This is a genomic window from Streptomyces ossamyceticus (assembly GCF_001418475.1).
In the GTDB taxonomy this organism is placed as follows: Bacteria; Actinomycetota; Actinomycetes; order Streptomycetales; family Streptomycetaceae; genus Streptomyces; species Streptomyces ossamyceticus.
The window spans coordinates 1-11,369 of the sequence record NZ_LIQX01000026.1 but is presented as its reverse complement, the minus strand read 5'-3'; the positions used below and the strand labels follow the sequence as shown (position 1 = coordinate 11,369).

The 11,369-nt window shown below is 72.1% G+C and carries 9 protein-coding genes; 3 read left to right on the top strand and 6 right to left on the bottom strand.

Annotation, left to right across the window (positions count from 1 at the left end; all coding sequences use genetic code 11):
* Nucleotides 1–175 precede the first annotated feature (175 nt).
* From AOK15_RS02345 to rsmI, 4 genes are all read right to left on the bottom strand, one after another.
* On the bottom strand, nt 176–1,528 hold the full coding sequence (locus AOK15_RS02345; protein ID WP_079058256.1) for a resuscitation-promoting factor: 1,353 nt from the start codon (nt 1,526–1,528) through the stop codon (nt 176–178).
* Nucleotides 1,529–1,684: 156 nt separating this feature from the next.
* A complete protein-coding gene (locus AOK15_RS02340; protein ID WP_055512183.1) occupies nt 1,685–2,587 on the bottom strand; it encodes a TatD family hydrolase in 903 nt (300 codons plus the stop codon).
* Nucleotides 2,588–2,676: 89 nt separating this feature from the next.
* Entirely contained in the window at nt 2,677–3,111 is a 435-nt protein-coding gene (locus AOK15_RS02335; protein ID WP_055512181.1) for a hypothetical protein, read from the bottom strand.
* A gap of 293 nt (nt 3,112–3,404) precedes the next feature.
* Complete coding sequence (rsmI, locus tag AOK15_RS02330) at nt 3,405–4,259, bottom strand: 16S rRNA (cytidine(1402)-2'-O)-methyltransferase (RefSeq protein ID WP_055512179.1); 855 nt, start codon at nt 4,257–4,259, stop codon at nt 3,405–3,407.
* A gap of 99 nt (nt 4,260–4,358) precedes the next feature.
* On the opposite strand from rsmI, the gene AOK15_RS02325 reads away from it, so the two are divergent.
* The gene (locus AOK15_RS02325) at nt 4,359–6,098 is read left to right on the top strand and encodes a dolichyl-phosphate-mannose--protein mannosyltransferase (RefSeq protein ID WP_055512177.1); all 1,740 of its coding nucleotides are present in this window, start codon (nt 4,359–4,361) and stop codon (nt 6,096–6,098) included.
* Between the two features lie 227 nt (nt 6,099–6,325).
* Here the strand turns inward: AOK15_RS02325 and AOK15_RS02320 are convergent, their stop codons facing one another.
* Nucleotides 6,326–6,736, bottom strand: a complete 411-nt coding sequence (locus AOK15_RS02320; protein ID WP_063798931.1) for a peptidoglycan-binding domain-containing protein — start codon at nt 6,734–6,736, stop codon at nt 6,326–6,328.
* A 262-nt stretch (nt 6,737–6,998) separates the two neighbouring features.
* Here AOK15_RS02320 and AOK15_RS02315 point away from each other — a divergent pair, with 262 nt between their 5' ends.
* Nucleotides 6,999–8,636 carry a penicillin-binding transpeptidase domain-containing protein gene (locus AOK15_RS02315; protein ID WP_055512173.1) on the top strand — a complete coding sequence of 546 codons (1,638 nt, stop codon included), beginning with the start codon at nt 6,999–7,001 and terminating at the stop codon, nt 8,634–8,636.
* Nucleotides 8,637–8,985: 349 nt separating this feature from the next.
* Nucleotides 8,986–10,605: a penicillin-binding transpeptidase domain-containing protein gene (locus AOK15_RS02310; RefSeq protein WP_055512186.1), complete on the top strand. Its 1,620-nt coding sequence runs from the start codon at nt 8,986–8,988 to the stop codon at nt 10,603–10,605.
* A gap of 10 nt (nt 10,606–10,615) precedes the next feature.
* On the opposite strand, the gene AOK15_RS02305 is transcribed toward AOK15_RS02310, so the two are convergent.
* Nucleotides 10,616–11,281, bottom strand: a complete 666-nt coding sequence (locus tag AOK15_RS02305) for an RBBP9/YdeN family alpha/beta hydrolase (RefSeq protein WP_055512171.1) — start codon at nt 11,279–11,281, stop codon at nt 10,616–10,618.
* Nucleotides 11,282–11,369 lie beyond the last annotated feature (88 nt).

Sequence of the window (11,369 nt, the reverse complement as noted above, 5' to 3'; positions counted from 1 at the left end):
CTCGGGGGTGCGGGTTCGTCGGCGGCTGCGGGTGGTTCGTGGTTTCTCGCGCAGTTCCCCGCGCCCCTGAAGGGCGGGGCGGTGACACACGCGGCCGCGCCGCGTGGGCGCGAACACCCCCCACTCACCCGCAGCCGCCGACGAACCCGCACCCCTAAGCCACTAGGCACCCGTCTCACCCCCGAAGCCGCGCCCCGCAGTGGGGCCAGGGGCTCGCCCCCCGCTGCACGTACAGCTTCTTCGCCCGCATCGTCTGTTCCGCCGCCGACGCGTCCTGGGGCCGGCCCTGGCCCCCGAGGCTCTGCCAGGTGCGCGTGTCGAACTGGTAGAGCCCCCCGTACGTGCCGGACGGGTCCACCGCGTTCGGCCGGCCTCCCGACTCGCACGCCGCCAGAGCCGCCCAGTTCAGCCCGTCCGCCCCGGCCACGGACGTCGGCAACCGCTTCGTGCCCACCTTCACGATCCGGTCCTGCGGCTCCCGCACCACCTCGGTCCGCATCAGCCGGGGCCGCTGGGCGACCCCGTTGACCGTGCGGAGCGCGTACGTGACCCGCCGGGTCCCCGGCCGTCCGGCCCGCTCGACGACCTCGGTGCCCTGGAAGATCGAGGGGTCCTCGGTGCGGCGCACCCGGAACGGGATCGGCTCCTCCCGCACCTCCGTCGAGCCGGTCACCCTCAGCACGGTCACCGTCTGCCCGTCGCGGGGGAAACTCGTCGGCGGGACGGCGGTGGTGTCCTGTCCGCGCAGGGTGACCCCGGCCTCCGCCACGGCCTCCGCGACCGTCGCCGCGTTGGTGCGGATCGTCCGCGTCCGCCCGTCCGCCATGACGGTGACGGTCCGCTCGGTGAGGACGTCCAGCTCCAGGCCCGCGCGCCCGATCCGCTGGGAGCGCGAGGTGGAGACGTACGCGCCCTCCGCGCGCACCCCGAGCTGCTGGAGCGCCCCGTCGACCGTGCGGGCGGTGGTCCACACCTCGCGCCGGTGGCCGTCGAGGGTGAGGCGGACGGGCCGCCCGTAGTGCACGGCGACCTCGTCGCCGCTGGTCAGGGCGGTGCCGGGGGCGGGGGCGACGACGTCGTGCGTGCCGAAGGCGACGCCCTCGTCGGCGAGGAGTTCGGCGACGTCGCCGGCGAAGGTGTGCAGCGTGCGCGGCTTGCCGTCGACGGTCAGTTCGATCGCCTTGTCCTTCGCCACGAACGCGGAGGTCCCGCCGGCGAGGAACGCCACCACCAGGGCCTGCGGCACCAGCCGCCGCAGCGAGCCCGGCCGGTCGACGGCCCGTCTGCGCCGCACCGCCCGCCGGGAGCCGCCCCGGCCGCCGGGCTCCGCCGGACCGCCCGCCTCGCCCGCCTCGCTGTCCACTCCGGCCTCGTAGGCGGGGCGGTAGGTGTCCCCGTGGACGCTGTAAGGCAGCGTCTCGGCGTCGTGCCGCTGCGGGCGCGGGCGCGGTGGCTCGGGGCTGTCGTACGTCCGGTGGGTGTCGTAGGTCTCGTACGGCGACGGCGGTGCGGACTTCACGTTGCTCACGACGACACGCTCCAGAGGCGATCCGGGTCCGGGTCGGGCGACGTGAACCTAGCGGACGGCGGTCACCCTCCCAAGCAACGCGGTCACACAGTGTCGCGACACGGGGGCGCTCATCATCTTTTCGCGTCCCCCGTACGGCTGACGGGGCGTGATCCGTCAGTAATCGAACGCCCTCGCCGTGTTCGCCGCGATCGCCGTCGCCAGGGCGTCCTCGTCGATGCCGCGCACCGCGGCCATCGCCCGGACCGTGACCGGAACGAGATACGGCGCGTTGGGCCGTCCGCGGTACGGCGCGGGCGTCAGGAACGGCGCGTCGGTCTCCACGAGGACGAGTTCGAGGGGAGCGACGGCGAGGGCGTCGCGCAGCGGCTGCGCGTTCTTGAAGGTCATGTTCCCGGCGAAGGACATGAAGTAGCCGTGCTCGGCGCAGATCGCGGCCATGGCGGCGTCGCCGGAGTAGCAGTGGAAGACGGTCCGCTCGGGCGCGCCCTCCTCCTTCAGGACGCGCAGTACGTCCTCGTGGGCGTCGCGGTCGTGGATGACCAGGGCCTTGCCGTGCCGCTTGGCGATCTCGATGTGCGCGCGGAACGACCGCTCCTGGGCGGCCTTGCCCTCCGGGCCGGTCCGGAAGTAGTCGAGCCCCGTCTCGCCGACGCCCTTGACCTGCGGCAGCGCGGCCAGCCGGTCGATCTCGGCGAGCGCCTCGTCGAGGGCGGCGTCACCGCCGGCGGCGCGCGCGCCCTGCCGGGACCAGCCGTCGGGGTCGCCGTGCACGATGCGCGGGGCCTCGTTGGGGTGGAGGGCGACGGTGGCGTGGACGGCGTCGTACCGGGCGGCCGTCTCGGCGGCCCACCGCGAGCCCTTGATGTCGCAGCCGACCTGCACGACCGTCGTCACCCCCACGGAGGCGGCCTTCGCGAGGCCCTCCTCGACGGTGCCGGACTGCATGTCCAGATGGGTGTGCGAGTCGGCGACGGGCACCCGGAGGGGTGCGGGCAGCGGGGGCGCGGCGTTCTTGTCCTGCTGGGCGGAGGCGGTGCCGGAGTCGTTCGAAGGCATGCCCCGATCCTACGAATCGCGGGATCGGGGCATGTCCTCCAGGCTCGCCGGGGGGAGGACGGCTCGCCTTGCGCAGGCTCGCCGGGGGGTCAGCTCGCCTTGCGGTGGAAGGGGTGCAGGAGGTCGGAGAGGTGCCAGTGGTGGTGCCCGGCGGGCGGCCTCTCGTCCGACGGGGCCTCGGTCCGCTCGGCCTCCGCCTCGTCGGACGGGGCCGCGACCGGGCGGGGCTTCGGCACGGTCCGGCGCCGCTCGGCGTCCCGCACCGACGAGACCTGGCCGGCGCGCATGATCCGTACGACATGACCGTCGCAGTTCTTGCAGGTGGGCCGCGACAGCGGCGACGGCACGACATGACCGTCGGCCACGTACATCACGAAGTCGTGCCCCTGGGCGTCGTTGTGGTGCTCTATCTCGTACGACTGCTCCCAGCCGTGCCCGCAGCGCATGCAGGCGAACGAATACGACTCGTGAACGACAGCGGTGGCGGTGCTCCGTAGGACGGCCCGCTCTGCGATCTCGGTCATGCCAGCTCCTTTTGTCCGCTGGACCGTGAGGGCCTTGTCTGCCCTCACGACCAGTGGACGCCCGGAGCGGGGCCGAATGCACCCGACCTGCCGTCTGTTGAAGCCGATTTGGCCTTCCCTTGTGGGAAGACCCCCCGTCCGAGACCCGCGCTTTGCGCGGCTTTACCGGGGCATGGAGCGAATGAAAAGCCTGGGGCGCAGCCCCGGCTTTTCAGGGGCGCGGGGAACTGCGCGAGCAACCACGAAAACCACCCGCACCCGGCAACGAACCCGCACCCCTACGGCGGCCCCCGCTACGGCGCCCGCTTCGCCGCGACGACCGCGTCGAAGACCTCCCGCTTCGGCACCCCGGCCTCCACCGCCACCGCGGCGATCGCCTCCTTGCGCCGCTCCCCCGCCTCCTCGCGCACCCGCACCCGCCGGACCAGCTCGGCCGCGTCCAGTTCCTCCGGGCCCTTCTCCGGCGCGCCCTCGACCACGACGGTGATCTCGCCGCGCACCCCTTCCGCCGCCCAGGCGGCCAGCTCACCGAGGGGGCCCCGCTTGATCTCCTCGTACGTCTTGGTCAGCTCGCGGCAGACCGCGGCGCGGCGCCCCGTGCCGAAGACCTCGGCCATCGCGGTGAGCGTCGCGTCGAGGCGGTGGGGGGCCTCGAAGTAGACGAGGGTGCGGCGCTCGTCGGCGACCTCGCGGAGCCGGCCGAGCCGCTCGCCCGCCTTGCGCGGCAGGAAGCCCTCGAAGCAGAAGCGGTCGACGGGCAGACCGGACAGGGCCAGTGCGGTGAGCACGGCGGAGGGGCCGGGGACGGCGGTGACCCGGATGTCCTTCTCGACGGCCGCCGCGACCAGCCGGTACCCGGGGTCGGAGACCGACGGCATCCCCGCGTCCGTGACGAGCAGCACTCGCGCGCCCCCGGCCAGCGCCTCCACCAGCTCCGGGGTGCGCGCCGCCTCGTTGCCCTCGAAGTACGACACGATCCGGCCGCTCGGCTGCACACCCAGCGCCTGGGTGAGCCGGCGCAGCCGCCGGGTGTCCTCGGCGGCGATCACGTCGGCACCGCTCAGCTCCTCGGCCAGCCGGGGCGGGGCGTCCGCGATGTCACCGATGGGAGTACCTGCCAACACAAGGATTCCTGTCACACCCCCCATCCTCCCAGCCGCTCCGGCGGGCGGGCGAAGCACGGGAGGCGACGGGGCCACATCCCCGACGCACGGGACTCCCACAGCGGTGTTCCCTACGATGGCGCGGTGACCAGTACCGCGTCCTCCACGGACACCCGGCAGGACCAGGCCACCGAAGACCAGCGGCCGTCGTGGCAGCAGCGGCTGCGCCGTTTCGGCTACTCGGCGCCGCGCAGAAGCGACGTGAGCGCCCGGCTCGTGCCCCCGTACACCCGGCCCGGCCCGCGTTTCTGGGCCTCGATCGGGGTGGGCGAGGGTCTCGCCGAGCGCCTGGTGCGCTGGTCGGCGTGGGGTGGTCCGCTGCTGGTGACGCTGGTCGCGGGGCTGCTGCGGTTCTGGCACCTGGGCAGCCCCAAGGCGGTGATATTCGACGAGACGTACTACGCCAAGGACGCGTGGGCGATCGTCCACCGCGGATACGAGGTCAACTGGGCCAAGAACGCCAATGAGCTGATCCTCCAGAACAACGGGAACGTGCCGATCCCCACGGATCCGGCGTATGTGGTGCATCCGCCCGTCGGCAAGTACGTCATCGGTCTGGGCGAGCTGATGTTCGGGTTCAACCCCTTCGGCTGGCGCTTCATGACGGCGGTGCTCGGCACGCTGTCGGTGCTGATGCTGTGCCGGATCGGCCGCCGGATCTTCCGCTCGACGTTCCTGGGCTGCCTGGCGGGCGGGCTGATGGCGGTGGACGGGCTGCACTTCGTGATGAGCCGCACGGCGCTGCTCGACCAGGTGCTGATGTTCTTCGTGCTGGCGGCCTTCGGCTGTCTGGTCATCGACCGGGACAAGGCACGCGCGCGGCTGGCAGCGGCGTTGCCACGGGACGGCGACGGGGTCGTACGGCCCCACCCGCTCGTCGCGGAGACGACCCGGCTGGGCCTGCGCCCGTACCGGCTGCTGGCGGGGCTCTGCCTCGGTCTGGCCTTCGGCACCAAGTGGAACGCCCTGTACTTCCTGGTGTTCTTCGGGATCATGACGGTGCTGTGGGACTACTCGGCGCGCAAGGTCGCCGGTGCCCGTCAGCCGCTGATCGCGACGCTCCAGCGCGACCTGGGCTGGGCGTTCCTGTCGACGGTCCCGGTGGTGATCGTCACCTATCTGGTCTCGTGGACCGGCTGGATCGTCTCCCCGGACGACGGCACCGGCGGCTACTACCGCAACTGGGCGGCGACCGAGGGCAAGGGCGGCTGGTTCGACTGGCTGCCGGACTGGCTGCGCAGCCTGTGGCACTACGAGCACGCGGTCTACGAGTTCCATGTGGGCCTGTCTTCGCCGCACACCTACCAGTCGAACCCGTGGAGCTGGATCATCGCCGGCCGGCCCGTCTCGTACTTCTACGAGTCGCCGCCGCCCGGCACGGACGGTTGCCCGACCGACACCGTCGAGAAGTGCGCCCGTGAGGTCCTCGCCATCGGTACCCCGCTGCTGTGGTGGGCCGCCGCCCTCGCGACCCTCTACGTCCTGTGGCGCTGGCTGTTCCGCCGCGACTGGCGCGCCGGCGCCATCGCCTGCGGGATCGCCGCCGGGTACCTGCCCTGGTTCCTGTACCAGGAACGCACGATCTTCTACTTCTACGCCGTGGTCTTCCTGCCCTTCCTGTGCCTGGCCGTGGCGATGCTCGTCGGCGCCGTCCTCGGCCCCGCGGCGGCCACGGAACGCCGGCGTGTGGCCGGCGCCGCCGCGGCGGGCGTCCTCGTCCTCCTCATCACCTGGAACTTCATCTACTTCTGGCCCATCTACACCGGACAGCCCATCCCGATCGACGGCTGGCGTTCACGGATGTGGCTGGATACCTGGGTCTAGGGCCCTTCTGATGGATCTCCGTGGGAGAAGGAGCGGCGTTCGGTGCGTGCTCTGGGGGTACCCCCTGCTCGAAGAGCTTGGGGGAGTGCCGGGCGGAAGCCCTCGTAGCGGAGCTACTAGGGCTTTTGTCCGGTGCGGCGAGAGCGCGTGCAGGGCGTCGCGACGCCGCGGAGATCCATCAGAAGGGCCCTAAGGCCCGTTGGGGCGTGTCGGTCGGCGCGCGCCGATCAGCACACGTTGCGCCAGGAGTTGGCCCAGAAGACCAGGAACGACCAGGTCTGGGCGCCGATCGTGCCGTCCACGGTGATGCCGGCGCACTGCTGGAACCGCCGCGTCGCCGCGTTGGTGACAGATCCGAAGTTCCCGTCCTCGACCAGTTTCCGGCCCGTCATGGAGTTGTTCAGGTAGCACTGGGCCTGCCGGACGGCATTGCCCGCCGAGCCGACCCTCAGGGCCGGTCGCTGGATGGTGTAGTTGCAGACGTCCTGGGCCCCGTGCGTGACGGGCCTCTCGGGCGCCGCCGCGCGCGCCGCCGTGGTGCGCGCCGGGGAATCAGGGCTCTGGGGTACCGCTACGGCCGCGCCTCCCGCAAGGACCAGCGAGGCGGCCAGGGTCACGCAAGTGGTCGAACGTCGCATGTCTCTCGCCTCCAAGTAACACCCCCAGTACCACCGTGCACTTCAGCCCCATGAGTCGCATCCCGGCGACCGGTCCCGGTCCGCACCACGATCAGCGTTCACGTATGGGGAAGGACGTCCGGGGCTAACGATTCGGGGAACACCCGCCCCGTTCGTCACCCGGCGCGCTTACAGTGAGGCGCGGCACGCGATTTCTGAACATGTTCAAAGTGGTCCGGGTCAGGTGCCAGGACCGCTCACGGGGAACGAACGGGGAGAGGTCATGCGCAAGGGGGCCAAGGTCGCCATAGTCGGCGGAGTGCTCGTGGTGATGGTGGGGGGCGCCGGGTACGGGGCGTACAACTTCTTCGACGCGCTGAACGACGGGACGGGCACGGAGAGACGGACGGGGCCGCCGAGTTCCGACGAGGTCGCGGAGACCACGGAGAAGTTCTTCGCCGCGTGGGAGAAGGGCGACGCGAAGACGGCGTCGTCGTACACCAACGACGCGGTGGGCGCGGGGAGGTTGCTCGGGGAGTACACCGGTGCCGCGCGGATCGGCGAGGTGCGGATCGCGCCGGGCGAGCCGACCGGGGCGGGCGGCCGGACCGTGCCGTTCTCCGTCCGGGCGACGGTGTCGTACAAGGGGAAGACCGAGAAGCTCGCGTACAAGAGCCGGCTGACCGTGATGCGGGGCGAGACCACCGGGCGGGCCCTGGTCGACTGGGCGCCGTCCGTCGTGCACCCGGACCTCAAGAAGGGCGACGAGCTGTACACCGGGGAGGCCGAGGCGCCGCCCATCGAGGCCGTGGACCGTGACGGCGCGGCCCTGACGAAGGAGAAGTACCCCTCCCTCGGGCCGATCCTGGACACCCTGCGCGAACGCTACGGCGACAAGGCGGGCGGCACCCCCGGGATCGAGCTGGCGATCCGGCACACCTCCACGAACGCCGCCGACACCCCCCTGCTGACCCTCGCCGAGGGCAAGGCGGGCGAGTTGCGGACGACGATCAGCGCGAAGGTGCAGGCCGCCGCCGAGAAGGCCGTCGAGAAGTACGCCGAGTCGTCCGTGGTCGCCGTCAAGACCGCCACCGGTGAGGTGCTGGCCGTCGCCAACCACCGCGACGACGCCTTCAACGCGGCGTTCGAGGGCGAGGTTCCGCCCGGCTCCACCATGAAGATCCTCACCGCCGCCACGCTCATCGACAACGGCGTGGCCACGATGAACGGCCCCGCGCCCTGCCCCGACACCGCGACCTGGCAGAGCCAGACCTTCAAGAACCTGCCGGGGATGAAGGCCGACGAGTCGTCCGGCGCGACGCTCGCCAAGGCGTTCATGCGGTCCTGCAACACGGCGTTCATCAAGCTGATCGACGAGGACCCGATGAACGACGCCTCGCTGACGAACGAGGCGCGGGAGCGGTTCGGCCTCGGCAACGACAACTGGAAGACGGGCATCACCTCCACGGACGGCACGGTGCCGGAGTCCGTGGGGCCGGACCGCGCGGCCAACGCGATCGGGCAGGGCCAGGTCACGATGAACCCGCTGAACATGGCGTCGGTGACGGCCACCGCGATCACCGGCAAGTTCCGCCAGCCGTACCTGGTGTCACCCGCCCTGGACGATCGCGAACTGGCCACGGCACGGGGCCTGGACCCCGCGACCGCCTCGCAGCTCAAGCAGATGATGAAGCTCACCGCGACGTCGCCGCAGGGCACCGCCACCCGCGTCATGTCCGGACTGACCGGCGACATCGGCGCGAAGACCGGCTCCGCGGAGGTCGACGGGCAGGACGTCGCGGACAGTTGGTTCACCGGCTTCCGCGACGGTGTCGCCGCGGCGGCGATGGCACAGGCGGGGGGCCGCGGGGGCGAGGCGGCGGGCCCGATCGTGGTGGATGTCCTGCGGGCCGGCGGCTGACGGGACGTCGGTCGGGGTGCGCCGTGGGGGGGTGCGGTTTAGTCGCGGGGTGCGGGGCCCCCACTCACCCGCACCCTCCACGACCACACGCACCCCCGAGCTAGGAGGCGCCCGGCCCCGAAGCTCTAGGGTGGGGGTCCTCGTTGTGCGCAACGAGAGGCAACCGCAGCGGAAGGTCGGGAGCGTGGGTAAGAGAAGGCGTGTCGACGATCGGAAGTCGGCGAAGCCGGCACGGCCGGACTCGGCGCACGTGGCACCGCCCACCGCGCCGGGGCCCGCGTCGGCACCGGCACCGGTGGGTCCTGGCTCGGCGAAGTCACCGGCGGCGAGGTCACGGCGGCCCGCCGTCCTGGCCGGCGCGGCGGTCGTCGCGCTCGGCGGCGGCGCCTTCGCCCTGTACTCCGTGTTCGGCGGCGGCGCGTTCGCCGAGGACCGCTCGTCCGCCGGCGACGCCAAGCCCGTGAAGACCGGCCCCCTGTCCGCCGCCGAGGTCCGCACCGCCACGACCGCCTTCCTCACCGCCTGGCAGAAGGGCTCCGTCACCAAGGCCGCCGCCGCCACGGACGACTCCGCGGCGGCGCGCACCGCGCTGACCGGCTTCGCCAAGGACGCCCACATCAAGGACGTCACCCTCACCCGCGGCAAGCGCGCGGGCGACGACGTCGCCTTCTCGGTGAAGGGCACGGTGTCGTACAAGGGCACGGACAAGCCGTTGTCGTACACGTCGTCCCTGACCGTCGTGCGGGCCGAGAAGGACGGTGAACCGGTCGTCGACTGGCGGCCGTCCGTGGTCCACCCGGAGCTCGGCGAGGGCGACCGGCTGGTCACCGGCGAGGCGGGGACGCCGCCGGTGAAGGCCCTGGACCGGGACGGCGGCGAGCTGACGGCGAAGAAGTACCCGTCGCTGGGCACGGTCCTGGACGGGCTGCGGGAGAAGTTCGGCAAGAAGGCCGGCGGCAAGGCGGGCGTCGAACTGCGCGTGGTGCGCGCGAAGGCCGAGAAGGGCAAGAAGAAGAACGCCGACAAGACGCTGCTGGAGCTGAGCGACGGCACGCCCGGCGAGGTGAGGACGAGCCTCAGCCCGTCCCTCCAGGCCACCGCCGAGCAGCAGGTGAACACCAGGAAGCGGGCGTCGGTGGTCGTGATGCGCCCGTCGACCGGCGAGATCCTGGCCGTCGCCAACTCGGGCCACGGCTTCAACGTGGCCTTCCAGGGCTCCCTCGCCCCCGGCTCCACCATGAAGATCGTGTCGTCCGCGCTTCTCATCGACAAGGGCCTGGCCTCGGCGAACAAGGTCCACCCGTGCCCGAAGTACTCGTCGTACGGCGGCTGGAAGTTCCAGAACGACGACAAGTTCAAGATCAACGGCGGGACGTTCAAGGCGAGCTTCGCCCGCTCCTGCAACACCGCCTTCATCTCGCAGGCGAAGAAACTCGACGACAACTCGCTGACCCTGGAGGCCCAGCAGGTCTTCGGCCTGGGCATGAACAACTGGGCGATCGGCGTGCCGACCTTCGACGGCGCGGTGCCGGTGCAGAGCGCCGCGCCGATGGCCGCCTCGCTGATCGGGCAGGGCGGGGTGCGGATGAACCCGCTGAACATGGCGTCCGTGGTGTCGACGGCCAAGACGGGCGTCTTCAAGCAGCCCTACCTGGTCGCCCCGTCCGTCGACGGCCGCACCCTCGCGACCGCGTCCCGGCCCATGTCGGAGAGCGTCCGCTCCCAGCTGCGCGAACTCCTCCAGTACACCGCCGCGGCGGGTACGGCGGCCGAGGCGATGGCGGGTCTCGGCCCCGACTTCGGCGCGAAGACCGGCTCGGCGGAGGTCGACGGCCAGAAGGAGCCCAACGGCTGGTTCACCGCCTGGAAGGGCGACCTGGCCTCCGCCGGCGTCGTCCAGGAGGGCGGCCACGGCAGCGAGTCCGCGGGCCCGATCGTGGCGGCGCTCCTCAAGGCGGGCAGCAGCTGAGCGCGGCGGTTCAGGTCCCGGACGCGTCCGCCCGCTGCGCGGAACGGTCCTGGACCGCCATCTCCTCGTACCCGTCGGAGGAGGCCGCGAGGCACCAGTCGAGCATCGACGGCCAGGGCCCGTAGCCCGAGTCGGGGTTGAGGTGGGCCTCGCCCGGCAGTACGTCGGCGGGCAGGCCCAGCGGTGCGGCGTACGCGGCGGCCGCGCCCTGCGGGCAGTACGGGTCGTTGTCGGTGCCGACGACCCGGGTGGACTCGGCGGCCGCCGCGACCCGCTCCGGCGTCAGCGGCGGCGGGGCGAACTCGGCGATCTCCGGGTTCTCCAGGGCGACCTCCGCGGACGGCGGCGCGACGAGGAGGACCCGCTCGACCGGCCCGGACAGGACGTCGTCGCGGGCCACGGCGTGCAGCCACAGCAGACAGGCGAGGCTGTGGCACACCACGGTGACCCGTCTGCCCGCCAACTCCCCCAGCAGCGCGTCCAGCTCCGCCAGCCACCGCTCCAGATCCGGATCGTCCGCCTCCGGCAGTTGCGGGTACACCACCTCGTGCCCCAGGTCGGCGAGGCGGTCGGCCAGCCAGTACTGCCAGTGCCCGACGGGCCGGTGGTTCTGCCAGCCGTGCAGCACGAGGAAGGCGCGGGGGGTGTGGGTCGATGTCGGCGGAGTCTCTGTCATACCCCGATCGTCAGGGAACCCGATCACTCCGGTCCAGTGCCGTCTCTGTGTCCGGACCGGTTTTCGGGGGTGCGGGTGGGTGGGGGCT

Excerpts from the sequence above, each read along its gene's own strand:
- AOK15_RS02340 (WP_055512183.1), bottom strand. The coding sequence starts at position 2,587 with ATGCCTTCGAACGACTCCGGCACCGCCTCCGCCCAGCAGGACAAGAAC.
- AOK15_RS02335 (WP_055512181.1), bottom strand. The coding sequence starts at position 3,111 with ATGACCGAGATCGCAGAGCGGGCCGTCCTACGGAGCACCGCCACCGCT.
- rsmI (WP_055512179.1), bottom strand. The coding sequence starts at position 4,259 with ATGGGGGGTGTGACAGGAATCCTTGTGTTGGCAGGTACTCCCATCGGT.
- AOK15_RS02320 (WP_063798931.1), bottom strand. The coding sequence starts at position 6,736 with ATGCGACGTTCGACCACTTGCGTGACCCTGGCCGCCTCGCTGGTCCTT.
- AOK15_RS02315 (WP_055512173.1), top strand. The coding sequence starts at position 6,999 with ATGCGCAAGGGGGCCAAGGTCGCCATAGTCGGCGGAGTGCTCGTGGTG.
- AOK15_RS02305 (WP_055512171.1), bottom strand. The coding sequence starts at position 11,281 with ATGACAGAGACTCCGCCGACATCGACCCACACCCCCCGCGCCTTCCTC.